Annotated in this window: 25 protein-coding genes, 2 tRNA genes and 2 pseudogenes; 9 read left to right on the plus strand and 20 right to left on the minus strand. The window is 57.8% G+C overall.

What is annotated here, in order from left to right:
• The first annotated feature begins 162 nt into the window (after positions 1 to 162).
• The 6 genes from aguA to ACQKEN_RS01290 all read left to right on the plus strand — a co-directional run bounded on the left by aguA (position 163) and on the right by ACQKEN_RS01290 (position 5,878).
• Positions 163 to 1,269 carry an agmatine deiminase gene (gene aguA, locus ACQKEN_RS01265; RefSeq protein WP_133773629.1) on the plus strand — a complete coding sequence of 369 codons (1,107 nt, stop codon included), beginning with the start codon at positions 163 to 165 and terminating at the stop codon, positions 1,267 to 1,269.
• Between the two features lie 280 nt (positions 1,270 to 1,549).
• Complete coding sequence (locus ACQKEN_RS01270) at positions 1,550 to 1,678, plus strand: hypothetical protein (protein WP_427683087.1); 129 nt, start codon at positions 1,550 to 1,552, stop codon at positions 1,676 to 1,678.
• Between the two features lie 251 nt (positions 1,679 to 1,929).
• Positions 1,930 to 3,198, plus strand: coding sequence for an OprD family porin (locus tag ACQKEN_RS01275; protein ID WP_427683089.1), 1,269 nt, complete (start codon positions 1,930 to 1,932; stop codon positions 3,196 to 3,198).
• Between the two features lie 598 nt (positions 3,199 to 3,796).
• Positions 3,797 to 4,573 carry an AraC family transcriptional regulator gene (locus ACQKEN_RS01280; RefSeq protein WP_427683090.1) on the plus strand — a complete coding sequence of 259 codons (777 nt, stop codon included), beginning with the start codon at positions 3,797 to 3,799 and terminating at the stop codon, positions 4,571 to 4,573.
• A gap of 133 nt (positions 4,574 to 4,706) precedes the next feature.
• On the plus strand, positions 4,707 to 4,880 hold the full coding sequence (locus tag ACQKEN_RS01285) for a DUF1427 family protein (protein WP_133773621.1): 174 nt from the start codon (positions 4,707 to 4,709) through the stop codon (positions 4,878 to 4,880).
• Between the two features lie 38 nt (positions 4,881 to 4,918).
• Positions 4,919 to 5,878, plus strand: a complete 960-nt coding sequence (locus ACQKEN_RS01290) for a quinone oxidoreductase family protein (RefSeq protein WP_427683093.1) — start codon at positions 4,919 to 4,921, stop codon at positions 5,876 to 5,878.
• Positions 5,879 to 5,910: 32 nt separating this feature from the next.
• Here ACQKEN_RS01290 and ACQKEN_RS01295 read toward each other — a convergent pair whose 3' ends face one another.
• The 8 genes from ACQKEN_RS01295 to ACQKEN_RS01330 form a co-directional block, all read right to left on the minus strand.
• Entirely contained in the window at positions 5,911 to 6,660 is a 750-nt protein-coding gene (locus ACQKEN_RS01295; RefSeq protein WP_427683095.1) for a substrate-binding periplasmic protein, read from the minus strand.
• A gap of 142 nt (positions 6,661 to 6,802) precedes the next feature.
• Positions 6,803 to 7,123: a hypothetical protein gene (locus ACQKEN_RS01300; RefSeq protein ID WP_037016364.1), complete on the minus strand. Its 321-nt coding sequence runs from the start codon at positions 7,121 to 7,123 to the stop codon at positions 6,803 to 6,805.
• A gap of 172 nt (positions 7,124 to 7,295) precedes the next feature.
• Positions 7,296 to 7,553 (minus strand): DUF6124 family protein, encoded by a 258-nt coding sequence (locus tag ACQKEN_RS01305; RefSeq protein WP_427683781.1) that lies wholly within the window; start codon positions 7,551 to 7,553, stop codon positions 7,296 to 7,298.
• Between the two features lie 159 nt (positions 7,554 to 7,712).
• Entirely contained in the window at positions 7,713 to 8,561 is an 849-nt protein-coding gene (locus ACQKEN_RS01310) for a hypothetical protein (RefSeq protein WP_427683097.1), read from the minus strand.
• A gap of 2 nt (positions 8,562 to 8,563) precedes the next feature.
• Positions 8,564 to 8,661, minus strand: a tRNA-OTHER gene (locus tag ACQKEN_RS01315).
• A gap of 270 nt (positions 8,662 to 8,931) precedes the next feature.
• Complete coding sequence (locus ACQKEN_RS01320) at positions 8,932 to 9,651, minus strand: hypothetical protein (RefSeq protein ID WP_427683099.1); 720 nt, start codon at positions 9,649 to 9,651, stop codon at positions 8,932 to 8,934.
• A complete protein-coding gene (locus ACQKEN_RS01325; RefSeq protein WP_427683101.1) occupies positions 9,635 to 10,240 on the minus strand; it encodes a transglycosylase domain-containing protein in 606 nt (201 codons plus the stop codon). Before ACQKEN_RS01325 ends, ACQKEN_RS01320 begins: the two co-directional genes overlap by 17 nt.
• 337 nt (positions 10,241 to 10,577) lie before the next feature.
• Complete coding sequence (locus tag ACQKEN_RS01330; RefSeq protein ID WP_427683102.1) at positions 10,578 to 12,008, minus strand: IS1182 family transposase; 1,431 nt, start codon at positions 12,006 to 12,008, stop codon at positions 10,578 to 10,580.
• Between the two features lie 113 nt (positions 12,009 to 12,121).
• Between ACQKEN_RS01330 and ACQKEN_RS01335 the strand changes: the two genes are divergently transcribed.
• A complete protein-coding gene (locus ACQKEN_RS01335) occupies positions 12,122 to 12,583 on the plus strand; it encodes an NUDIX hydrolase (RefSeq protein ID WP_416199807.1) in 462 nt (153 codons plus the stop codon).
• A 73-nt stretch (positions 12,584 to 12,656) separates the two neighbouring features.
• On the opposite strand, the pseudogene ACQKEN_RS01340 reads toward ACQKEN_RS01335, so the two are convergent.
• The 9 genes and pseudogenes from ACQKEN_RS01340 to ACQKEN_RS01380 form a co-directional block, all read right to left on the minus strand.
• Positions 12,657 to 12,929 (minus strand): annotated as a pseudogene (locus ACQKEN_RS01340) (hypothetical protein).
• Positions 12,926 to 13,906 (minus strand): annotated as a pseudogene (locus ACQKEN_RS01345) (integrase domain-containing protein). The pseudogenes ACQKEN_RS01340 and ACQKEN_RS01345 overlap by 4 nt, the downstream one beginning before the upstream one ends.
• 508 nt (positions 13,907 to 14,414) lie before the next feature.
• Positions 14,415 to 14,705 carry a DUF6124 family protein gene (locus ACQKEN_RS01350; protein WP_427683104.1) on the minus strand — a complete coding sequence of 97 codons (291 nt, stop codon included), beginning with the start codon at positions 14,703 to 14,705 and terminating at the stop codon, positions 14,415 to 14,417.
• A 464-nt stretch (positions 14,706 to 15,169) separates the two neighbouring features.
• Positions 15,170 to 15,245, minus strand: a tRNA-Thr gene (locus ACQKEN_RS01355).
• Positions 15,246 to 15,540: 295 nt separating this feature from the next.
• A complete protein-coding gene (locus ACQKEN_RS01360; protein WP_427683106.1) occupies positions 15,541 to 16,746 on the minus strand; it encodes a methyltransferase in 1,206 nt (401 codons plus the stop codon).
• A 156-nt stretch (positions 16,747 to 16,902) separates the two neighbouring features.
• Complete coding sequence (locus ACQKEN_RS01365; protein WP_133773605.1) at positions 16,903 to 17,592, minus strand: ABC transporter permease; 690 nt, start codon at positions 17,590 to 17,592, stop codon at positions 16,903 to 16,905.
• Complete coding sequence (locus ACQKEN_RS01370; RefSeq protein WP_065987400.1) at positions 17,589 to 18,284, minus strand: ABC transporter permease; 696 nt, start codon at positions 18,282 to 18,284, stop codon at positions 17,589 to 17,591. Before ACQKEN_RS01370 ends, ACQKEN_RS01365 begins: the two co-directional genes overlap by 4 nt.
• 67 nt (positions 18,285 to 18,351) lie before the next feature.
• On the minus strand, positions 18,352 to 19,119 hold the full coding sequence (locus tag ACQKEN_RS01375) for an ABC transporter substrate-binding protein (protein WP_427683108.1): 768 nt from the start codon (positions 19,117 to 19,119) through the stop codon (positions 18,352 to 18,354).
• A gap of 13 nt (positions 19,120 to 19,132) precedes the next feature.
• Positions 19,133 to 19,906: an ABC transporter ATP-binding protein gene (locus tag ACQKEN_RS01380; protein ID WP_427683110.1), complete on the minus strand. Its 774-nt coding sequence runs from the start codon at positions 19,904 to 19,906 to the stop codon at positions 19,133 to 19,135.
• Positions 19,907 to 20,402: 496 nt separating this feature from the next.
• Between ACQKEN_RS01380 and gabP the strand changes: the two genes are divergently transcribed.
• On the plus strand, positions 20,403 to 21,794 hold the full coding sequence (gene gabP / locus ACQKEN_RS01385) for a GABA permease (RefSeq protein ID WP_427683112.1): 1,392 nt from the start codon (positions 20,403 to 20,405) through the stop codon (positions 21,792 to 21,794).
• Between the two features lie 173 nt (positions 21,795 to 21,967).
• Here gabP and ACQKEN_RS01390 read toward each other — a convergent pair whose 3' ends face one another.
• The 3 genes from ACQKEN_RS01390 to ACQKEN_RS01400 all read right to left on the minus strand — a co-directional run bounded on the left by ACQKEN_RS01390 (position 21,968) and on the right by ACQKEN_RS01400 (position 23,828).
• Positions 21,968 to 22,519 carry a cytochrome b gene (locus tag ACQKEN_RS01390; protein ID WP_427683114.1) on the minus strand — a complete coding sequence of 184 codons (552 nt, stop codon included), beginning with the start codon at positions 22,517 to 22,519 and terminating at the stop codon, positions 21,968 to 21,970.
• Between the two features lie 90 nt (positions 22,520 to 22,609).
• Entirely contained in the window at positions 22,610 to 23,104 is a 495-nt protein-coding gene (locus ACQKEN_RS01395) for a hypothetical protein (protein ID WP_427683116.1), read from the minus strand.
• A 64-nt stretch (positions 23,105 to 23,168) separates the two neighbouring features.
• On the minus strand, positions 23,169 to 23,828 hold the full coding sequence (locus ACQKEN_RS01400; RefSeq protein WP_427683117.1) for a hypothetical protein: 660 nt from the start codon (positions 23,826 to 23,828) through the stop codon (positions 23,169 to 23,171).
• A gap of 307 nt (positions 23,829 to 24,135) precedes the next feature.
• Between ACQKEN_RS01400 and ACQKEN_RS01405 the strand changes: the two genes are divergently transcribed.
• Positions 24,136 to 24,555: a glycine zipper domain-containing protein gene (locus ACQKEN_RS01405; protein WP_427683118.1), complete on the plus strand. Its 420-nt coding sequence runs from the start codon at positions 24,136 to 24,138 to the stop codon at positions 24,553 to 24,555.
• Positions 24,556 to 24,643: the final 88 nt, after the last annotated feature.

A 24,643-nucleotide genomic window follows, 5' to 3' on the forward strand; every position in this document is an offset into this window, starting at 1 on the left:
GTTGACTCTCCCCATTTGGAATTGGCCGATATATATCGGCGTTAGCTGCCATGGCAGACGCCGAAAGCGTGATTAATGTTTTTAAATCCGATTTTTATCGTCTATAACGTCTGTCTTCTTTTGCCGTAGACGCCCTCGTCGTTTCATGGAGCTCTGATACCTGTGACCACTCTCAACAGCACCCCACGCGCCGATGGCTTCTACATGCCTGCCGAGTGGGCGCCGCAGACGCAAACCTGGATGATCTGGCCCGAGCGCCCTGATAACTGGCGTCTGGGCGGCAAGCCGGTGCAGAACGATCACGTTGCCGTGGCCAAGGCCATCGCCCGTTTCGAGCCTGTCACCGTCGGCGTCTCGGCTGCACAGTACGACAACGCCCGCGCACGACTGAATGTGCCCAACATTCGTGTCGTCGAGCTCAGCAGCAACGACGCCTGGGTGCGCGATAGCGGCCCGACATTCGTCATCAACGACGCGGGCGAGGTGCGTGGTGTCAATTGGGGCTTCAATGCCTGGGGCGGTTTTGACGGCGGGCTGTACGCGCCATGGAACCTGGATGAACAGGTCGCCAGCAAAGTGCTGGAAATTGAGCGCTGCCCGCGCTACGTCACCGAAGGGTTTGTGCTGGAAGGCGGCTCGATTCATGTCGATGGCGAGGGGACGCTGATCACCACCGAAGAATGCCTGCTCAATCGCAACCGCAACCCGCACCTGTCCCGCGAAGACATCGAAGCCGTGCTGCGCGATCACTTGTCGGTCGAAAAAATCATCTGGCTGCCGGACGGTTTGTACAACGACGAGACCGACGGGCATGTGGATAACTTCTGCTGCTACGTGCGCCCCGGTGAAGTGTTACTCGCCTGGACAGATGATCCGAAAGACCCCAATTTCCCGCGTTGCCAGGCGGCCATGGCGGTGCTGGAAAATGCCCGTGACGCTAAAGGACGTCCGTTTGTCGTGCACAAAATGCCGATCCCGGGCCCGCTGTTTGCCACCGAAGAAGAGTGCGCCGGCGTGGATCAGGTGCATGGCAGTCAGGAGCGCAACCCATCGGTGCGCCTGGCCGGTTCGTACGTGAACTTTCTGATCGTCAACGGCGGCATCATTGCTCCGTGTTTCGACGATCCGATGGATGACACGGCCCGCAAAATCCTCCAGCAACTGTTCCCGGAACACGAGGTGGTCATGGTCCCGGGCCGCGAAATGCTGCTGGGCGGCGGCAACATTCACTGCCTGACGCAGCAGCAACCGGCCCCCCACCGCGGCTGAGTTGGTTCGCTTCTTGCTGTTATCAAGCCCATCAGACGATGGGCTTTTTTATGGGCGGACGGTTTGCAGTCAGCCAGATGAAGATGGGATCCCGGCGGCGCGTAATGCCTTGCGGGGTCGTCCATCTGTAACAAAAGCTCCGTAGATTTCGCAGTCCACGACATAAGAGGTTGTCCTTATGAACGCAGGTCATGAGTTGCGAGTGACTCGAGGTTTTTCTGCGAGCAGTGAAGCACGGCAGATGATGGCGGACTGGTTACGGACGACCCGGATCCCGATGGTGCGTATGCACGACGCGCAGACGCTGGAGCAACGCGGCGATTTCCGAAAGATGCTCTCCAAGCGTTACCCCATCGGGCTGATCAACGACGCAGAGATCGAGGCCATGCTGGGTCTGCTTCACAGCTGACAACGGTGTTGTGAAGGCGATCAAAGAGACCGCCTGCCTCGGTTTGACTCCCATCAAATTGACACCCTCGATAGACGGGGGATAGCATTCGCGCTTCCACCGCCTGTGGCCTAGCGCCATGTACGTGCATCAGTAGTCCACTGCGATGATTTCGTGCGGGCTTCCGGAACTGCTCAAGTCCCGGAAGACGCAACTGCCCACCCCGGGCATTTGCCACAGCGCGCGATTAATCCGCTCACAAGGACAACAAGATGAAACAGCGTATCGGCCTGCTCGCCCTGAGCATTCTCGCCGCCACTCACGCCATGGCGGACGGTCAGGCAGATTCCAAAGGATTTGTTGAAGACAGCAGCCTGAAGATCAACCTGCGCAACGCCTACATCAATCGCGACTACAAAAACGGACCGCAGGACCGCTCGGAATGGGGTCAGGCATTCATGGCTGGCTACACATCCGGTTTCACCCAGGGCCTGGTGGGCGTTGGTGTTGACGCCTTCGGCCTGTACGCAGCGCGTCTGGACGGTGGCAAGGGCAAGAGCGGCGCAGGCGGTATCGACTTCTTCAAGCAGGGCGACAGCGGCAACGCGGCGGATGACCTGTCGCGCTTTGGCGGTGCGGTCAAATTCCGGGTGTCCAATACCGAGCTGAAGTACGGCGACATGATGCCGGAGCTGCCGGTGCTCAATTACGACAACTCGCGGCTGCTGCCTGAGTCCTACACCGGCACGATGATCACCTCCAAGGAGATCAAGGGCCTCACGCTGGTGGCCGGCCGCTTTACCGCCGAAACCCGCAAGAGTGCCGAAGGCCGCGACAGTGGTGACCTGAAGAGCATCAACGTCTACGGCGGCAGCTACAAATTCACCGAAGCCTTCAGCGCCGCGTTTTACGCCTCCGACGACGAAGACGTCTTGAAGAAGCAGTACGTGAACCTGAACTACGTCTGGGCGATGCCGAAAGATCAGTCGCTTACCTTCGACTTCAACGGCTACAAGACCAAGCTGGACAAAGACTTCGCCGTCGATGACGCCCGCGACAACAAGATCTGGAGCCTGGCGGCGACCTGGGCGGTGGGTATCCACTCGTTCACCCTCGCGCATCAGCGCAGCACCGGCGAGACCGGTTACACCTACGGCGGCTACCGCAACGCAGGCGGCACCGGCGATGGCGGCAACACCATCTACCTGGCGAACTCCTACTGGTCGGACTTCAACGGCAAGGATGAGCGTTCGTGGCAGCTGGGCTACGGCGTGAACCTGGGCACCGTCGTGACCCCGGGCCTGAGCTACCGCGTGGCGTACGTGCGCGGCGACAACATCGACGACGGCAGCGGTCGTGGGCGTGGCGAAGAGCGTGAACTGTTCAGCCAGTTGACCTACGTGGTTCAGAGCGGCCCGGTCAAAGACCTGTCGGTGCGCCTGCGTAACTCGTTCCTGCGCGTCTCCAATGACGTGGATCAATACAACGTTGGCGGTAACGAAACGCGGATCTTCGTCGATTACCCGATCAACGTGTTCTGATGTGTTGAAGTCTTCTCGCTGACATTAGCTCTGGAGGAGCCGGCTTGCTGTCGAACCGTGCACGTCATTCACCACTACGGTGGCTGAACAAATGCGTTCGCCAGCAAGCCGGCTCCTACGGATTTGCACACAACCCAGACGTAAGGTTTGACGCCGACCCACTGTAGGAGCGCGCTTGCCCGCGAATGCGTCAGCTCAGACAACGCGGCTGTCGCTGACCCACCGCCTTCGCCAGCAACCCGGCTCCTACGGATTTGCGCACAACCCAGACGTAAGGTTTGACGCCAACCCACTGTAGGAGCGCGCTTGCCCGCGAATTCGCCGGCTCAGACAACGCGGCTGTCGCTGACCCACTGCGTTCGCCAGACCATCAACATTGATTGCTGGCTCAACCTCAACCTGTAGGAGCCGGCTTGCTGGCGAACCGTGCACTTCATTCACCACTACCGTGGCCGAACAAATGCGTTCGCCAGCAAACCGGCTTCTACGGACTTCGCCAGTCTCACCATCGACAAAAGCAGTCGATGATCCACCGCACTGGCGATTCGGCCCGCTCTGCCGCTACCATCGCCGCATCCCCACTCCAGCCGGTTTCACCATGGCAATCGCCGCGCCCCCCGACCTCTCCAATACCGCCGTCCCTGTGCAGCCTTTGTCACGGACGTATCCGCGCGGTTTGTACATCGAGCCCCATGAGCATGAGTGGGGGCAGGTGCTGTATGCGATGTCGGGCGTGATGTGGGTCGAGACGCCCAATGAAGCGCTGGTCGTGCCGCCGCAGCGCGCGGTCTGGTTGCCGCCCGGCGTGCCCCATGGCATTCGCGTGGTGTCGGATCTGGAAATGCGCAACATCTACCTGCGCCCGGCGCTTGCCCAGACCCTCGACACCACCGTTCAGGTGCTGGAAGTCGGTCGCTTGTTGCGCGAATTGATCGTCGGTCTAGTGGCCGAGCAGGACAAGGGATCGGATTATTACGACGCCGTGGTCAATTTGGCCCTGCTCGAACTCAAACGCGCCCGGCGTTCACTGCTGAAAGTGCCGATGCCCGATGACAGCGACCGCAGGCTGATGAACGTCTGTCAGGCGGTGATGATCGAGCCGTCCATTGACGTGTCGTTCGAGCAGCACGCGGAAAACGCCGGCGCCAGTGTGCGAACCTTGTCCCGGCTGTTTCAGGCGGTGCTCGGCATGGGCTTCGCCGAATGGCGGCGGCAGGTGCAACTGGCGACCTCGGTGGCGGAGATCATTCAGGGCGTGCCGGTCAATGCCATTGCTCGGTCGATGGGGTATTCGCCGAGCAGCTTCAGCGACATGTTTCGCCGCGAACTGGGCATGGCGCCCTCTCAGTACCCGGTCGTTGATCCAGCCAGCTAACGCGTGCGCCGACTCTGTCCGAAATTCAGAAGCTCTTGGCCGGTAGCCCTTGCCGTCCCTCCCTACACTCTGGTCATCGCTTAACGCCGTCGCGCCGCCATTGAGCCGCGCGTCCCACGCACCGGAGTTTGCCATGAGCTACGTCATTTCCCTCGCCATCGGCATCGCCGTCGGTTTGCTGTACGGCCTGCTGGATTTTCGCTCACCCGCACCGCCTCTGGTCGCACTGGTTGGCCTGCTCGGCATGCAGGCGGGTGAATGGCTGTGGCCGGTGGGCAAGCAGTTCTTCTCCAATCTGGCCTCCTGAACCGACGATTTCCCTTCCCCACTCTGGATAAACCCATCATGAAAGCACTGCAATTCTCCCGCACCGGCGACCTGGCTGCGCTGGAAGTCGTCGATCTGCCCACGCCTGTCCCGGCGGCCGACGAAGTTCTGGTGCAGATCAAAGCCGCAGGCCTGAACCCCAGTGATGTCAAAAACGTGCTTGGCCGCTTCCCCTACACCACGATGCCACGCATTCCGGGCCGTGACTTCGCGGGCGTGGTCGTCGAAGGCCCGCAGGAACTGATCGGCAAGGAGGTGTGGGGCACCGGCAAGGAAATCGGCTTTGTCCGCGACGGCTCCCACGCGGGCTACATCACCCTGTCGGCTAAAGGCGTGGCGATCAAACCGGCGTCGCTGAGTTTCGCCCAAGCCGCCAGTCTGGGCGTCCCGTACACCACGGCGTGGGACGCGCTAGAGCGCAGCCTCGTGCAGGCCGGTACCCGGTTGTTGGTCATCGGCGCCAATGGCGCAGTCGGAAGCGCCGCCATTGCACTGGCGAAAGTGCGCGGCGCTCAGGTGCTGGCAGCGGTGCGTAAACCCGACCAGCTGAAAGCGCTGCAAGAGCAAGGCTTCAACGCGATCCAGCTCGACAAACCGGAAGACCTGGGTGCTCAAGTGAACGCCGTTTTTCCAGGCGGCGCCGACGTGATCTTCGACACCACCGGCTTCTGGCTGCCGGCGGCTGTGCCTGCATTGGCGCAGTTCGGTCGCATCGCAATCATCGCCGCGCCAGTGGACGGCCACGTGCAATTGCCGGCGCTGGCGCTGTACCGCAAGGGCGGTTCGGTGGTGGGGATCAACTCGCTGCTGTACGGCGTGGAAGCCTGCGCGCGGATGCTGGAGCAGTTCGGCAAGCTGTTCGATGAAGGGGCCTTGCCGCTGCCAACCGGGCTGATTGAATCGCCGCTGGAAGAAGGCCTGGCGCGTTACGCAGAAGTGAATCAGGGCGGCGCCGACAAGGTGATTCTGCTGCCGTGACAGGCAAGCACAAGCCTCGGAGCAAGGCCGCCTTACTGGACGGGTAGCCCTTTCAGGTAGTCATGCTGGGCGCGTTTGATCGCGCCGTTGGACTGCAGCGTCTCGATCGCGGTCTTCAGCTTCTCGACCATCTGAGGATCGCAGTCCTTCGAGCAGGCCAGATACAGATCGGCGGTCATCAGTGACCGGCTCATCATCAGCGGGCGGTCGCTGATCTGCTTCCAGATATAAAGCGTTTCCGGCACGCCGTTGAACCACGCATCCACCCGGCCCTTGAGCAGCATCAGCGCCGGGTTCTCGCCAATCTTCAGCGGATAAATCTGAGCGGCGGAAAAACCTTCCTCACGTAGACGCGTTTCCTGCGCCGAGCCACTGCCGACGGCGATCATCTTGAAGGTCCTGCGCGCCTCTTCAAAACTCTCGACATGACGATCAAGGCTGAAAAACGCCCGGTCCATCGTCATCAGCGGCGCGATCCAGGTGAAGCTGTCTTCCCGGCTTTGGGTGCGAGTCAGCGGCGCGATGAGCTTATTCGCCCCAAGCTCCACATCGCGTTGCGCGCGCGGCCACGGCGGCGACAGCAGGTGGGCGGAATACCCGGCCATCGCCATGGCCTGGAGGCTGATGTCGCCCGCGATGCCATGCTGGTCGCCTTGACTGGCCATGGTCAGCGGTGGCGCTTCGGCCACGTACAAGTCAACGACCGGCAGCGCAAACGCCGCTGACGAGCACGCCAGCAGCGCGCCGGCCGCGTAACGGATACAACAGGAAATCCATTTCATGGCAGTGATGCTCAAAGGGAATAGGGCGCCGGGACAGTCCTTGTGCCAGGTGTGCTATCCAGTCTGGCATCAGTTTGTCATCTCTGCCGGGCGCAGTGCGCATCCTGCGTCAATTCCGGGGGAATAGTTGAGCGAAGGCGAATCAGGTCTTGTTGTGCTCATTGGTGTAGCGCCCGCTCAGCACCCAGCCACATTCCAGCAATGTCTCGATCCAGTCCTCGTACGAGTCATCGACATCCAGCAAATTCATGAACTGGTCCTCGATATGGCAGCGGAAGGTCTGCTCCTCGACGTTCCACTCGACATCCCGAATCCGCCAGACACGCTGCATCGGCAGCTGAATGTTCAAGCCATGGAAGGGGACGAACGGCAGTTCCACTTCGTAGAGCAGCTTGGACCATTCAGACGAAATCTCCGGGGTCTGGTGGGTCCAGACGTACTTGATCAATCGGACTTTGTGCACGGTTGGGCCTTCTATCGTGATTCTGATGGCGGGTCGCTGTCCTGACGCAGACGCGAGGGCCCGTTGGATGGGTATACGTTACTCGATGGGGGCGGGATGGGGGAGGGGGCGTGCTGAATCTAACGGGCGCCATATGAGCATGGCGCCTTGGCTTAATTGGGTTTGGGTCGTATTAGATGTTTCGTGCGAGCCGCGCGGCGTCATCGAGGCCGGCGATAGAGGCTTCAACCAGCGCCTTCGCGGCTTCTATTTGATGCACGACCACTCTGGCAAGGGGACGAAACTCGGCTGAGGTGTTGTCCGCTGACTCGTAGGCGGTGGCTGCGGCGCAGTTGAGGTATTCGGATACAAGGACCAGCGCGTCTTCGACTTTGATGCCGGGTTGGACGGTGAAGAGACTTCGACTGCCGAAGTTGACGCCGACGGGGATGGATTTGGTGACGGGTGGGTGGGGGGGTGGATCTGATCAGGTTGGCTCTTCAATACGGTTGAGCCGACACCCTTCCTGCTGTCAATCAGAGTGAGTGGCAGCCGTACGCGGGTTGAGGAGGTTGCGCACGAGGCATATTGGGATGGGCTAGTGGCCGAGTCAGGAGGAATGCTTAGGATTGTTTGGCTTTGGGATATTTAAGCATGCGTCGATGAGTTTATCTTCAACATTGGCAAAGCCATGAATATTTTGAAACCACGTTTTCAAAAAACTTCGCCGCTGCTCAGGAAGAAGACCATAATATTTTGCAGCGAATCCATTCCCTTTGTTCCTTAAACTTATAGCATCTTCAACAACCGACAAGCAAAAAGCCAGCGCATCAAATTTTTTGAGTAGTGCCTCGTCAACTTCTTGAACAAAATTATGTGCAGCATTTATGAGAGAGGCAGTCTCTTTAAATGAGAGAGAGCCGCCCTCTTCAGCTTTTTCTGCAAGATGGCTAATGTCAAGGCCACGATAATTCTCTCTTATAAACTCTGCCTTATCTATAAGGGCTAGACGGCTTTCTTGAGTGATTTTATTGTCGGCCAACTCGTGAAATACATTGTTCCGCCAAGTTACCAAAACATCCATTAAGGCTTGAGTGGCTGGTGATACTTTATAATGCTCCGAGTAGATGCGGATTTTCCTAAGAACGGAGCGGCCAGCACCGTCAAGCTTTGAAGATAGTGCTGCCGACTGCAAATAGTCCGGCTTTCTGTTTAGCAATGATAAATACATGTCAACAGAGTCAACTGCCCAGCCAAGAAACGATTGAAGAACAAATATTCGACTGCGATTCGTCGACGAGGTTTTATTTTTTGGACTCCAGACAGTTCTTAGCTCTGCAGGAGCCATGATCACATCACTTGCTTCAAGAGTGTGAAGAGCAACCAGTGCAGTAACCAAGTGGTGGTTAGCTTGTCCGAAGTGTTTTTTAAACTGGCTACGAGGCAACGTTTTTTTCATGATGGTGCACCAAGCAAGACTCGAACTCGCGTCTTTCCCTCTGAGAGAGGCTGAAAAGCCTGAATGAAGGGGAACGTCTTTCCTATAAGACCACAGGTACTTATTTCGATGCTAATCTTAGACTAGAACACAGTCAAAGAAAACCCTTTAAGCCAGCGCAATCGTCCTCTAATGTGTAATGTTGAACTGCCTTTTGAGTAGCCCGGCTCTTCATGCACGCTCGGATGACTCCTTCTAGCAGACTGTAGCGCTCCACCAACGGTTGCATTGGGCCGAAAGCTGCCGGTCGTGCTTGACCGCTTTCGACCCAAAGCGGCCCTTCGCTCGGTAGGGATCGTGAAGGAGTCTTTTTGTTACTTAGGATGGATAGTTAACTTTGAGCGACTAGCGTGACTTCGCCCTGTGATTCAAGGTGTTTCGTTAGGCGATACAGGCTGCGTGCTACTTGATCGACCATAGATTGCCAATCTCTGTAAAATCGTATAGAGATTGACTTAAAATCTGGAATGTTTTTGGTGCTTTGAAGGCGTAACGAAACAAGGTAAATGTTTTGCTTGATGCTGCATATGCAATCGTATTTTCCCGATATTGCGGGGATTTTTTTAATGTCTATGAAACCCTTGCGAATATTGTCCGGGAGACGTTCGCAACTATCAATCCAAAATTTTTGAGTGTGAAGACTGCTAGCTGTTGTGACGCTAGTTTTTACGTCTTCTATGAATTTTTCTGTGTCAGCTTTTATACTGTCAAACAGCAAACTGTTTACTACGCACAAATCTAAATCAGATCCCTTGCCAAACTCTTTTCCAAACTTATAATCAGCTAAAGAATAACCCATTCTGCTGCTTCCTACAACACTGATATCCTTCACTCCAATGTGTAGTTTTCTGGAAAGCTCTGACCGTAACTGCTGGTATACCGCTGGGGACGACATAAAAGCGTGAGGGATGCCCTCTGATAGCCACAGGTTGGCTAGTCCGAGCCGCTCTGGCTGCCCCCCCGATAAAAGCGCCTTTCTCAGTAGATGAGGCTCAGGGTGAGGCTGAAGAGAATTAAGGTCTATATGTAAGTCTTCAAACGGTTTCGACATGGGAAAAAATCCTTGTATTTTTAAGCTCTTTGTATTTTTTTAAAAGAAACTTTTCGCGCCTCGATATCAGCGCCTGCTTGGTGAAGCTTACTTTTCTAGGTTCAGGATATTTTAGTCTGGCTACTGCCATGGCGGCAGCATGTAAATCATCTTCGGAGCTGGTTATTACCTTTGCGATAAGTTTGTCGTAGCTTTCCATGTCAGCGCCGTAGTAAGCGATTGAAAGATATACGCGCGGGTAAATAGAGCGATCAACCCTGCCTGCCACCAAATATGCAAGCAAGATTTCCGAAAGTTTTCTTCTTAGTGTCCGCTCGTATCGCCCGGTTATGGTTCGAATCAATTGCTGTAAGATAGTGCTACCGCCATGTGGTTTTCCTATCAGCGTTAGCGCGATCGATCTTAGTATTGCCAAAGTGTCAATTCCGCGATGTCTGCAGGCGCGTTTATCTTCTGCCAATATAAGCATTTTTTGACAGGCTAATGACGGCATCAGGCGTTTCTTTCCCAACTGAGCGTCAATCTGTAGTATTTCCTTGGATACCAAGTCAGCTTTATCGCTAAAACAGCGAATGATGCGCAACCCCATTATTCGACCTAGGTTTGATAATTTGTTAAAGGGCGTATAGCGAAAGCTCATACTAGCAGGTTTATTTTTTCGCGGCAGGTGCTTCCGTCTCACACCCAATGTCAACTCCGAGCTTCGGGACATCCTTAAGCTCATATGCTGCTGCAAACTGCTGCTGGTGTGAGCGTCAGCTTTCGGTCGAGAGTGTGTAAAAACGCGGTGGTGTACTGTCGGCGCGCAGCGCCGACGGTTGTTAGCCGCGTAGTTGCTCGCAGCAAGCTTGCGGGTCGTCACTAGGGGGGCGTGGAGGCTTCAGCGAGGCTTCTGGCGAACCATGTAGGCAACGAAGCCAACCCTTTCAGGCCGACAACGCCTTCATTAAGCTGGTGGTGCCGAGGATTTTCATAACCCGCTTCATGTTGTAGGCGAGTACGTTCAAGCTCATTTCTGCACTGACGCCTTCCAACCTTCGCGTCAAAAAATGTGTTGCGCCCATCCATTGTTTAAGCGTCCCAAAGGGATGCTCCACTGTGCGTTTGCGGATTCGCATCATGTCCGGCGCTTTGCTCAGCCGAAGCTGCATCTCCTCTAATATCGCCTCATGCTCCCAGCGTCGGATTCGCCGCTCCTTACTCGGTGTGCACGACAATTTCAATGCACAGCCCTGACATTTTGAACTCCAATATCGATGCAACTTCATGCCTTTCTCAACGCTGGAGAAACGCCATATCAGCGTTTCTCCGGCTGGGCATACATACTGATTTTTCGCCGCGTCATAAATAAAAGCGTCGTTGTTAAAACGCCCATCAGCTTTGGCTGCTGATGTCATGGGCTTGGACACATACGCGGTGATATCCGCATTGTGACAAGCCAGGATTTCCTCACCTTTGAAATAGCCTCGGTCAGCCACCACCGACAAAGTATCCGATGCCATGGCCTCGCGTGCTTGCTTAGCCATTGAGCTGAGCTGATCGCGGTCGGAACCGACATTGGTCACCTCATGAGCAACGATCAAATGGTGCTGAGTATCGACGGCTGTCTGTACGTTGTAGCCGACGATGCCCGTACCGCGCGTCATCATTGAACGGGCGCCTGGATCGGTCAGTGAGACCTGTTTGTCTGGTGACTCGTTGAGCTGTATTTCAATCGCCTGAAGCTCCTTCATCTGCACTTTCAGCTTGGCGATTTTCTCCTCCAGCCGCACCACCTTGGCTTCAGAGTATGTGGGCTCTTGCCGATCCGCAGTATCGAGTGCCGTCAGGTAACGGCTGATGCTCGATTCGATTTCCTCCATGCGCCGCTTCAGTTTGGCGCTGGTGAAGTTACGGTCACGGTTGTTGACGGCTTTAAATTTGCTGCCATCGATGGCGACCAGATTCTCACCGAACAATCCCAACTGCTGACAGAGCACTACGAACTGGCGACAGACACCTCGGATAGCCTTGCTGTTGTCTTTTCGGAAGTTGGCGATGGTCTTGAAATCCGGCATCAAACGCCCAGTCAACCACATCAGCTCAACGTTGCGTTGAGCTTCTCGCTCCAAGCGTCGGCTCGACTGGATGCGGTTGAGATAGCCATAGATGTAGATCTTCAGCAGGACCTCAGGATGGTAAGCAGGCCGGCCAGTATCAGCAGGAACAGCACCTTCAAAACCCAAATTGACCAAGTCCAGTTCGTCGACGAAGACGTCGACTATGCGCACGGGGTTGGTATCGCTGACGTAGTCGTCGAGGCTCTCGGGAAGCAATGTGCTTTGGCCGCGATGTTCACCTTGGATGAAGCGCTTCATGGGCAGCCCTGCTGAAGTATCATTACCCCATCATAACGCTACGAGCTAGGTGGGCGCCCCCGCCAATCAGGACTGCACTCCATATCTCAAATTTTAGGGAAGATATACGTTAAATGCGTGAGCGAAAGGCAGCACGATTACTAGTTATAAGCCCCTCTCGAGATGTCCTGCTTTTCAAATTTCTTCACAAAGACGGTGCCTTAGCCGGGAGAAATTACTGGGCCACCCCTGGCGGTGGCCTTGAGGATGGAGAAACATTTCACGCCGCGGCAATACGTGAACTGCGTGAGGAGACCGGTATTCAAGTCAACACTGTTGTGGGGCCTGTGGCAGATCGCAGGTTTTCAATGCTCCTGCCCAGCGGCGAGACGGTATTGGCAGTTGAGCAGTATTTCGTTGTGCACGCAGAAAACCTTGTCCTTTCCAGCTCCGAATGGACCTTACACGAGACTCAGGTCATGGCAGATCATCACTGGTGGTCCGCTCCCGAGCTGAGATCTACTGGAGAAACGGTATGGCCAGAGGCATTAGTTGAGATGCTCGTGGATGCGGGTGTCTTCGAACCGGATGCGTAACCGTCACCGCGAGTCCATATGCGTTTTTACACACTCTGGGTCGATTGCGGTCGGTTGTTAAAGTTAGACGTCCTTAGCACTTGAAGCCCCATGCTTTTTCTAAACGACGAGCCAGCACCCTCAGGGTCAGCAGGTAGTAATATCGATTTGCCTTGCATCGCCTCGCTAGTCGTTGGTCGAAACCAAGCAACATGTTTTTTCTTCCAACCCCAAGGTGTTTGTAGCTGCCAGCGTTCAGATATCTCCGCTTGGATGAGCTTTGCTTGCCGTAATGGCGCTGCCGAGTTGCGGACGATCCCGTCAGCACCGCTGCCAAGAACAGTTCCATATTGAATGGCTTACTCATATGCGCCCTCCAATGTGGGCCGCGACCACATCGATCCGACCGTGCCCCAACGCATAGCTGATTTGCCTTCGGGCCTCACGATCTAGGTTCCTATCTGCCTGGCGACATTGACCGCCGTTGATAGGCGCGGGGTGTTGGGTGATTTGCTCATAGCGTTCATATGCGTACGCGGCTCGTAGCTCATGGAAGCCTTTGAGGTTGTGTGCATGCAGGACGTCCCGCGCTGGGCGGATGATTTCCTGCAGCGCATTCAGATAGCTTTCGTCTGGCGCAATCAGATTGCGGCTACCTGTAGGCGACACCTGCCGTGCAAACTCAGGTGCGTCTTGAACATGGTGGTCCACCGCAATCCATCGTGGCGCTGAGACGCCAGCTCGGCCGCCTTTGGTACCATCCTGGATGTTGATCCTGTCTAGGTCGTTAGCCTCACGGCTCAGCCGAGGCAAGTCGGCTAGGATGGCCTCACGCAAGCGCATGCCGGTGGCTCGCGCCAACAGAACGATCGCTGCAGCTCTTCTCTGATCACGGCTGCAAAGCTCATCGACGATCTTCCTAACCTGTTCACGGTCTTGGCCTTGTGGCGTCAACTGGCGAACTCCAGTGCAATGTATACCCAATGCCATGCTCAAACTTGCCAGCTTCACGTACTGATCACCGCGAAGCGCCGCCATGGTCCTGTTAACGCTGGATAGCCAGTTTTGTGGGGTGCTGACGGCGAGGTTAGCGTGCCGAACTAGGTCGCGCAGCTACCCCGCATAGTCGGCCAACACCTCCCGATCAATCTGCCGCGCATCATTGATTCCGGGCTCCTGTTCGGAGCGGCACCATTTCACGAATGCGAACCATCGATCACTGTCCGCCTTGACCGTGCCCTTGGTGGCCACCGCCGAACATGTCTTTCAGCGCCTGCAGCCCGTGTAGCTCAATTGCCTGCCGTAGCCGAAATTCCGGCCATCACGTCTACCTACCAATGCCATATCGGTCACCTCATCTTCTGCTCTCCAGTCCTCGCCCCACGTCATCTCGCCAAGAATGTTGAGTGTTATCAGGGATCAAGGCCCCTGCGACCTGTGAGGGTTGTCCACTAACGCGGGACTGGCGGCTCCTTACGACCGGGAGCTTGGGCATCTCATGATCTGGCCTCCTGAACACTTCCGAAGATGTGGGCGGGTGGAGGCTGCACTGGCTGACAAGACCAGTGCCGCGAGAACCTGAGTCGGGTGAAGGCAGTGATGCGATGACCGGGGCATGCCTGACTGTCAGTCAGGTGCAGTCCATTCCGTGGGCTGCGGGACCATCATCTGCGTCGCTGTTGCTGGTGACTCCGGTGTTTGTCACGCCGATTGTCACGCGGGGGGAATGCCGCAATGCCTTGTACGAGGTGGGCTGCAGCAACGGTAGGAGCGCCCGTCTCTTTCCGGGAGCAAGAGACGGGCGCAGGTTGGCGCAAGGAAATGCCTACGCGAATAGATCGCAGCAGGGCAGCTACAAAGACGAACCGCCCACCTTGGCGATCGACACCTCAATCAACGCCCGCGCCGCATCAAGCTGATGCACCACCGAGCGCGCCAACGGGCGGAATTCCAGCGTGCAGTTATCTGCGACTTCGTAGGCGGTGGCTGAGGCGCAGGCGAGGTATTCGGAGGCGGTGAGCAATGCGTCCTCAACTCTAACGCCGGGCTTGACCGAGAACAGGCTCAGGTTGCCGAGGTTGGCGTTGGTGCAGGTTGATTGTGGAGCGGGTGTTTCGGGTGGGTGAGGGGTGGATCTAATCATGGTGTCTCTACTGACTTGGATGAGACCGACACCGTTCGCGACTAAACGAATAGGTGGCGGCTGTACGCGGGTTAGTCGACCGGGAAGTCAGGCACCCGGCGCACCCGAAGGTGCCCCTCGTACAGCCACCATAAAAGAACAGAACCGATGTCGATGACAGCGGCTCAGGTTATGGGGCGTTACGCGCCTGACGTGTTCGGGCGACTAAACCCGGTCGTTGTTTGCAACGACACGCGGGAAGGTAGTCGCCGGATCAGACACGTTCAAGCGGTCGAGAGGATATCGCTTAATTTCAGAAGCGTCCTACGGGATTTCGGACTTTTTGTGGGGGTTGGGCGGGGAGGTAGGACGGTAGTGCGGCGAAGGGCGGTTTCGCGGGCAAGCGCGCTCCTACGGGGATTGGCGATATGGCATTTGGCACAAACAAAAAAGGCCCACCTTTCGGTGAGCCTTTTTGCTAAATCTGGTGCCGGCACCAGGAGTCGAACCCGGGACCTACTGATTACAAGTCAGTTGCTCTACCAACTGAGCTATACCGGCGTTGTGGGCGCTGATTATAGGGATTTGATCTGGCGAGTAAAGCCCTAATTTCAGTTTTTTCGCGGCCCTTATGCCGGAAGGTGATTACCGTTATTCACAATCAGCACAAGCCGAAGGCGACGATCGGTCAGATTCAGGAACCATTCTCAATCGTTCGCAAGCTACTGTTTTAGCGCCAATTTTATGCTGGCCAAAAAATGAACAAATGGTTACATCCCCTCCAAAGCAGGATTTCCGGGCGTTCGCCGGAATTTCATCAACAGACTTATCCACAGGGGCGCGCGTCAAAAAACGCTCATGGTCGCTCTGCAAGAATGAGCAGATTGCGTGGAGTGACTTGGCTGTCGCAGAAGGTGCCGATGTGCACGTCGTACCCGCGCTCAGTCAGATAAAGCGCGCGATCGAGGATGAGCCACATTTCCAGCGGTCGGCGGAAGAGGTTGCGCAGCAGTTCGAGGTTGCGCACTTCGGCCAGACGCGCCCAGCCCGCGGCTTCAAGGGCCGTCCAGTCCTGAATGCCGGGGGAGGGCAGTTGCTTGAGCTCGGCGAGGTCGCGGCAGTAGTCGGCGAAGGGTTTGTCGAGCCAGGCGCTGGGTAGCGATGGCGTTGGCAGGTAGTCGTCGACGCCGCGAAGTTGTCGCTGTAGCAGGTCGAAGCCGAGGCGCCGGGCCATGGAGGTGTCGCGCTGGCGGCGTATGCGGGCGCCGGCGGTCACGGTTTCGCTGAGGGGCAGGCCGAGGTCGTCTATGGAGAGCGTAAGGCCGGACGTTTTGCCCTGCTGGGAGATCGGCAGGTAGTGTTCGCCGGCGATGCGGTTGTAGCAGCAGGGCGCGATGGCCAGTTGTTGGCAGCGGGCGTCGCTGGCGAGGTGCATGAGGCGCATATGAAGGTCGCCGCAGGCGTGGAGGGCGACGGGCGAGTGATGCGCTTCGAGGCGCGCGCCGGCATCGGCGGCCATGACGTCTTGATGCAGATGGTTCGCGGTGATGCCCAGTTTGTCGCTGAGTTGCCGCCCTGCTTCAACCAGTTGCGCATCGTATTCCAGGCAGGTGAGCGCTTGGCCGCCATGGGCGAGGCGTCGACCGAGGTGGCCTTTGCCCGAGCACCAATCCAGCCAGTGGGTTGGCTGCTGTTGGAAGCTCAGGCTGCTGGCGAAGGCTTCGATTTGCTGCCACTTGCGGCCGGGCACGTCGACGCTCATGCGCGATGACACAGGCTCCAGGCTAACGGGTGGCAGCGCGTCGACCTCGCTTAACGTTTTCGACTGTAAAGCTAGCTGAGCAACGGGCTGCGGCGCATCGAGATGTTCGGGATGGTTGTGCGCCGCTTCTGCCTCTTCAAGCGAACGTTGTCGCAGCCAGTGAGACAGCTCCGGATGCTGCAGCTCCCACGGCAGGTGGCGATGGGTGAAGGGGCGCGGGCGCCACAGGGCCTGATGCTCAAGCAGGAAGGCATCGAGCGCGGCGAATCGGGACTGGAGTTGTGCGGGTGTGAGTGGCATTTGATTAGGGCAGTTTGGATATGCGTTGCAGCATACGGTGAATCAGTGCCTGAGCGCGTTTATCAGGCACAGCGATCTTTAGTGGCTGAAATGACGCTTTCGCGAGCAAGCTCACTCCTACAGGGACCGTATTCTTTGCGGGGGTGCGCAGTAGCCTCACCGCCCTTGGCTGGCGTCCACTCGCAAATAGCGCTCCAGCAGTTTGAAGCCTTGCACCAGGACGAACGACATCACCAGATAGATCAACCCGGCGATGAGGAAGGTCTGCTCCGGCATGTAGGTCCGCGCGTTGATGGTGCGGGCCATGCCGGTGATGTCGAGCAGGGTCACGGTGCTCGCCAGTGCGCTGGCCTTGAGCATCAGAATGACTTCGTTGCTGTACGCCGGCAGGCCGATGCGTGCGGCGCGGGGCAGGATGATGTACAGCAACGCTTTGCCTCTGGACATGCCCAGTGCGCGAGCCGCTTCGATTTCGCCGGGCGGCACGGCCTGAATGGCGCCGCGCAGGATCTCCGCGATGTAGGCGGTGGTGTGCAGCGTCATGGTCAGGGCGGCGCAGAAGAACGGGTCGCGCAGGTAAGGCCACAGCGGCCCCTTGGTGACGACGTCGAATTGCGCCAGACCGTAATAGACCAGAAACAGCTGCACCAGCAGCGGCGTGCCACGGAAAAAGAAGATGTAGGCGTAAGGCAGCGCTCGAACATAGGCGTTACGCGACGCGCGGGCGATGCCCAGCGGTATGGCGAGAATAAGGCCGGCAATCACCGCGACGGCGACCAGCTCCAGCGTGACGGTAGCGCCGTGCAGCAGTTTCGGCAGCCATTTGAGGACGAATTCCCAGCTCATGACGCACTCCTCGCAAAACCCACCGACGCGCGTTTCTCCAGCCATGCCAGGCCGATCATCGACAGCGCGGTCATGCACAGGTACATCAGCGCCGCGACCATATAGAAGGTGAAAGGCTGCTTGGTGGACGTGACGGCGATCTGCGCGTGACGCATGACCTCTTCAAGGCCGATGACCGAGACCAGCGCCGTGTCCTTCATCAGGATCATGAACAGGTTGCCGAGCCCCGGCAGCGCAATGCGCCACATCTGCGGCATCACCAGTTTGAAGAAGATCCGCGAGCGCGACATCCCCAGCGCCAAGCCGGCCTCGCGATGACCTTTCGGGATCGACAGCATGGCGCCGCGAAACACCTCGGTCGCGTAAGCGCCGAAGCACAGGCCCAGGGCAATGACGCCAGCCGCGAACGCACTCAGCGACAGGTTGGGGATGTCGAACAGCTTGCCAATCGCCCGCATCGAGCTGACCGTGCCGAAGTAGATCAGCAACACCCACAGCAATTCGGGGATGCCGCGCACCAGCGTGGAATAGGTGCCGCCCAGCCACTGCAAGGCACGATTCGGCGAAGTCTTCGCCAGCGCCCCGAGCAGGCCGAGGACTAACCCCAGGCACAGGGCCGACAGCGCGAGTTGGAGGGTCATCAGCATGCCGGCGGCCAGGGCCGGGCCGAATCCATAGAGATCGAAGTTCATGGCGTTGTTTGTCTAGAGGGCAGACGCCGCCGTCTGCGCGGGCAAACGGCGGCGATGGTCAGGCAGGTCAGAGGATGCTGAACGGGAAGTACTTGTCGTTGATCTTCTTGTAGGTGCCGTCGGCGATGATTTCTTTCAGGGCTTCGTTGAGCTTGTCGCGCAGGGTCGTGTCGTCTTTGCGCACTGCGATGCCGATCTTGTCGTCAACCGGGAGGGCGTCACCCTTGAACTCGAAGCTCTGACCTTCCTTGCCTTTGAGCCACTCGTAGCTGGCGTATTTGTCGCCGAGCAGTGCGTCGAGGCGGCCCGAAGCCAGGTCGAGGAAGGCGTTTTCCTGGGAGTCGTACAGCTTGACGGTCACATCGTCGCCCCAGTTGTCTTCCAGCCACGAGCCAGAAAGTGTCGCGCGTTGGGCGCCGATGGTCTTGCCCTTCAACGTTTCCTTGATGGCGGCCAGGTCGCCGCTGAGGTTGGTCGTCTTCGGCGCGACGAACTGCAGCTTGTTGGAGTAGTACGGAATGGTGAAATCCACGGCCTGCTTGCGTTCTTCGGTGATCGACATCGACGAGATCAGGAAGTCGAACTTCTGCGCGTTGAGCGCCGGAATGATGCCGTCCCAATCGGAGGTGACGGTTTCACAGGTCACTTTCATCTTGGCGCACAGGGCATTGCCGATCTCCACGTCAAAGCCCACCACCTGACCGCTGGCGTCCTTGTTGTTGAACGGCGGGTAGGCGCCCTCGATGCCCATTTTCAGGGTGTCGGCAGCAAAAGCGCTGGAGGCCATGGCCAGGGTGGCGGCAGCGGCCAACAGAATGTTTCTCAGGGTCTGCATCGATGTTGCTCCGTTAGCGATTGCTGGACATGAATTGTTTGCAGCGCGCCGACCGTGGGTCATCGAAGACCTGGTCTGGCGATCCTTGTTCTTCTATCAGCCCTTGGTGCAGGAAGATCACTTCGCTGGACACCTGGCGGGCGAAATTCATTTCGTGGGTCACCATCAGCATGGTCCGGCCTTCTTCGGCCAGGCCGCGAATAACACTAAGCACTTCTTGCACCATTTCCGGATCGAGCGCAGAAGTAGGCTCATCGAACAGAATCACCTTGGGCTGCATCGCCAGCGTGCGCGCAATGGCGGCACGTTGCTGCTGACCGCCCGACAATTGTGCGGGATACGCATGACGCTTGTCGGCGATCCCCACCTTGGCCAGCAATGCTTCGGCAACTTCGATGGCTTCGGCCTTGCTCTGCCCCAGTACGCGGCGCGGCGCCTCGGTGATGTTATCGAGGACGGTCATGTGCGGCCAGAGATTGAAATTCTGGAAGACAAAGCCGATCTCGCTGCGCAGGCGGTTGATCTGACGGTTGTCGGCGGCGATCAGTTCACCCTTGCGGGTGGCTTTGAGCTTGAGTGCTTCGCCGGCAACGAGAATCTCACCCTGATGCGGGTTCTCCAGCAAATTGATGCAGCGCAGCAGCGTCGACTTGCCTGAGCCGGAGGAACCCAGAATCGAGATCACATCGCCATCGCGGGCACTCAGCGAAATGCCCTTGAGCACGTCGAGTTCGCCATAGCGCTTGTGCAGATTGCGGATTTCCAGGGCGGGCGTGGCCACGGCCATGTTCAGTCCTCGTGTGTTCGGTGGGCTCATCGGGTCGGTCAGTGGGATGACGCCTGGCGGTCGCAACAGGCGCACTGCGCGACGGCTTATGTAGATGAGCTTGATGAGCGCCGGCTCGGAACGCCGTTGCGCAAAAAGGGCGCGATGGTGCCAGCTTTAACCGCCGTGGGGAAGGGTGTTTCGGCCATGGGCGCGATCGGCGGCCGTCCTTATGCGCTTATTTGGTGCCATTTCGTCTGAAGTGTGTATTTTCGGTGCGGCTAATCGTCTCCCTCCTGTTGCGCTAGGTAACGTTTCCTACATGACTGGCGAATTGCTATTGCATTCATGGACTTGCGGAAATCGTCTGGAACGGCCGTATCCCGCTGCGACGTCGTATCTGAAACATTCTGGCGTAATTCTTGCGTAAAAAATAAATAACAGAGCTGTTGTGTTCTCTTTACGAAGAGCCGCCAGACGTCCTGATCCGTACAAAAATCCTTCTAAGGTTGGTTCCATGAGCAGTACACCCAACGCTTCAAACCTTGAACAAGGGCTCAAGCCGCGTCACATCACCATGCTCTCGATTGCCGGCGTCATCGGCGCCGGCCTCTTCGTCGGTTCCGGCCACGCGATTGCCGAAGCGGGGCCGGCCGTGCTTCTGGCCTACGGCGCCGCGGGTACGCTGGTGGTGTTGGTGATGCGCATGCTGGCGGAGATGGCCGTCGCTTCGCCGGACACCGGTTCTTTCTCGACCTACGCCGACCGTGCGATCGGGCACTGGGCCGGCTTCACCATCGGCTGGTTGTACTGGTGGTTCTGGGTGTTGGTCATTCCGCTGGAAGCCAACGCTGCAGCAACGATTCTGCATGCGTGGTTCCCGAACGTCGCGATCTGGGCGTTCACGCTGGTGATCACGCTGCTGCTCACCGCGACCAACCTGTTCAGCGTGAAGAACTACGGAGAGTTCGAGTTCTGGTTCGCCCTGATCAAGGTCATCGCGATCATTGGCTTTGTGCTGCTGGGCATTGCGGCGGTGTTTGGTCTGCTGCCGAACAGCCAGGTCAGCGGCGTCAGCCACTTGTACGACACGCAGGGTTTCCTGCCTAACGGCATGGGCGCGGTGCTGGCGGCGATGCTGACCACCATGTTCTCGTTCATGGGAACTGAGATCGTCACCATCGCGGCAGCTGAATCGAAGAATCCTGGCGAGCAAATCACCAAGGCCACTAACTCGGTGATTTGGCGGATCTGCCTGTTCTACCTGCTCTCGATCTTCCTTGTCGTCGCGCTGGTGCCGTGGAACGACAGCCGTCTGGCCGAAGTGGGTTCGTACCAGACCGTGCTCGATCTGATGGGCATTCCGAACGCCAAGCTGATCGTCGACATCGTCGTGCTGGTCGCAGTGACCAGCTGCCTGAACTCGGCGCTGTACACGGCTTCACGCATGCTTTTTTCCCTCGGCAAACGTGGCGACGCGCCTGCTGTTTCCCAGCGCACCACCAAAGCGGGCACGCCTTACTGGGCGGTGCTGCTGTCGACCGGTGCCGCGTTTGCCGCTGTGTTCGCCAACTACGTCGCACCCGCCGCGGTGTTCGACTTCCTGCTGGCAAGCTCCGGCGCCATCGCGCTGCTGGTGTATCTGGTGATCGCCGTGTCCCAACTGCGTATGCGCCGCAAGCGTGAAGCAGCAGGCCAGGCCATCGACTTCCGCATGTGGCTGTTCCCTGGTCTGACCTGGGCGGTGATCGTGTTCATCGTCGCCGTGCTGACCATCATGTTGTTCCAGGAAGGCCACCGCATGGAAATCATCGCCACCGGGCTGTTGAGCGTCCTGGTCGTGGCGGCCGGTTTGATCGTTTCGAGCCGTCGCAAGGCGGGGAAGGCAGGGAAGGTTGTGTTGAATTGATGGGGGAGTGAGTCGGTTGTGACCGACCGCTGTCGAGAAGCCGCTATCAGGGATGATGGCGGTTTTTTTTACGTCGATGATTCGGTCCTGAGGAGCGGGGGGATGCTCGCGATTGTGGCCTCGCAGGCCCCTCTCTATTGAATTTGGATAAGTCATCGCGGACAAGCGCGCTGCTACAGTGTTCCGCGCATTCTCCCTAACACCGATTTCCCCCGCACTTGGTGCAATACCACCGCCGCCAGGTGCAGCGCCACCAAACCTGCCAACGCCGCACACAGAACGTGATGCACCTGATGCAGCTCCAGCAGCGCGATTTTCGAGTGGATGAGCTGTGGCAGCGGCACCAGCGCCAGCAGCATGACCGGATGGCTCATCATCAGCACGCCGGTAATCAATACGCCCGCCACCGCCCCATAGATCGCCTTGTGCGCAGCGCTTGCCAGTCGCGCCTGAACGTTTTTAGCGGTGGAAGGTGAGGGCGCCTTGACCGCGAGCCACAAACGCCAGACAAAGAACGGAATAAACAGGCTGGTCAGCTGCGGGTTGAACGACTCGACCCATTGCCGGAAAGGGTCGCTCTCATCCAGCAATGCCACGCCGAAGCCGCTGAACGTCGCCCACAGGATGACGGCCGCAGACAGCCAATGCAGGAAGATTCGGGTTCGGGAGTAAGCGCTCGTTCCGCCTGAAGCGGGTTCAGGCAGAGGAGTGTTCGGGAGTGTCAAAACGGCCAGCCTTTAGTTGAGAAGGAGTTGCATTCTCGTAATGGCGCAAAGCTACCGTTTTGACGGGGGTCATGTAAATCAAAAAACGTTTTAAGAACGCCCGCCTGCGCCGTGCGCGTTCTTTTTCTGCAGGATCACCGACGCTTCGTTGTAGGCGGTCTGGAAGGCGTCGCTGCCAATCCATTCAACGGCCGAGTCTTCGTCTTCTTCATGGAAGAGCCCGCGGTAGGTGATTAGCAGGCCCATCATGAAGTCGGTCGCCGGCTCTTCGTCTTCTTCGGCAATCACCAGCTCCAGCACCGGGTACTGCAGGAAGACCACGCACAGCGCCAGCAGGCTTATCGATTCGGCCTGCTTCATTGCTTCGAACAGGTCGTCGAAGTCCGCCGGGTCGAAACCGTTCTCTTCGATGTCTTTGAAATCGAACGTGCTCAGGTCGATTTCGACGTCGTCGAAGGGCTCGTTGACGAAGGCATGGTTGAGCACCGGGTGAATGACGCTCGGCCTGGCTTTGCCTGAACGGTTCTGCTTGGCCTTGGCCTTTGCACGCTGGGCGCGTTTTTGCTGTTTGTCGGGGGAGGCCATGACGGCGGTTCCTTGTGCGGTGCAGCCATTCGCATGGCCCAGGATCATCGGGCGCGTATTGTATTCAGTCTTGCGCTGGTTCGTCGTGATTGTTGCGGTCGAGCTCCAGCATCTCCATCGTGGATTCCATTTCGATCTCGCCGAGAATGGCGCGGAAGGCCTCATAGAAATCATCGTCGTGGATGCGCGCCCGAACGGTCGCCTCGTCCAGTCCGTGGGCCCACATCAAGTAGGCGCCGAGCGTGTTCACAAGAACATCAAGATAGTCGTCGAAGTCGATGTTGTAGAAAGCGTGGGCGGCTATCGGACCTCTGGCGAAGGCATCGAGCAAATCCAGGAATCCTTGCTGCTCGGCAAGCTTGAGCGCTTCGTAATGCGCGAGGCGTTGCGCCTGAGACGGCTCTGGCGCCGGGGTCTGGTAAACCTCCAATAACAGCATTTCGTCTTCAGTGAGCGACATTCCGATGTCCTCGCCCCTGATCACCGCCGCCATCGCCTCCCGCTCTTCTTCGTCCATGTTCTCGAGGATGTCGGGCTCTACGAAATTCTTTAGCAGGGTATCGTCGTCCAACAGCGCTGCTTCGTCGTCCGAGAAGAAATCAGGCATGAAGTAATCCGGGACGATCGGATCGTGGGTCTGCGGGTGCTGGCGAGCGACTCGCTGCGCCTTGGCTTTGGTCTTGGCGCGCTTGGCGCGTTTCTGTTGCTTGCTGACAGATGCCATGACGGGCTCCTTGGTCGGCTCGGGTCAACGATGTTAATAAATCGCGCCCAATAAAAAACCCCTGAATCTTTCGATGCAGGGGTTTTTCGGTGTTTATGTTTAATCTTTTTGCCTGTCCATCCCGGCGCTGGCCACCCGCCAGGAGGTCTACCCTATCAAGATTTATCCACGGCAGCCGATGTGTGGGTATGAGCATCCCGTTGGACATACTCTGAGTTGAATCTCCCCTAGCCCAGTCCAGCACCGCCGTTTTAGTCCTGCTCGATGCTTCTCCGAGGGACTACTTCACCCACTTGAGATTGAATCCATGCGAATAACTGTACCGGTACTGCTTTTAGGAATGCTTGGCGCTCAATGCGCGCTGGCGGCTGGGGATGGAACGTCTGCAGTGGGCGGAGGCATTGGCGGCGCGCTCGGGAATGTCATTGGACAGCAAATGGGCGGAAGCACCGGCGCCGCGGTTGGTGCTGGGGTAGGCGGAGCCGCTGGCGGAGCTTTAGGCGCCAAAAAAGGAAGCAAGACCGAAGCGGCTATCGGCGGGGGGCTGGGATCAGCGGGTGGGTCTGTCATTGGTAACCAGTTGGGTGGCTCAACAGGGTCAACCATAGGTGCCGGCTTAGGCGGCGCTGCCGGAGGCGCAGTGGGTAGCAACTTGGCAGATGACGGCGGCGACAATCGATCTCACGGCAAGCGGCATGGGCACAAGAAAAACAAGCATGATCGATAGCCCGGCGATCTGCTCCCATATCTCCAATCGAGCGATTTGAGCGACGACACACGCGCGTTTGTCGGAGACGCCGGCCAGCACCTGGGCG

Source organism: Pseudomonas sp. NPDC078416, from assembly GCF_050268485.1.
Lineage (GTDB): Bacteria > Pseudomonadota > Gammaproteobacteria > Pseudomonadales > Pseudomonadaceae > Aquipseudomonas.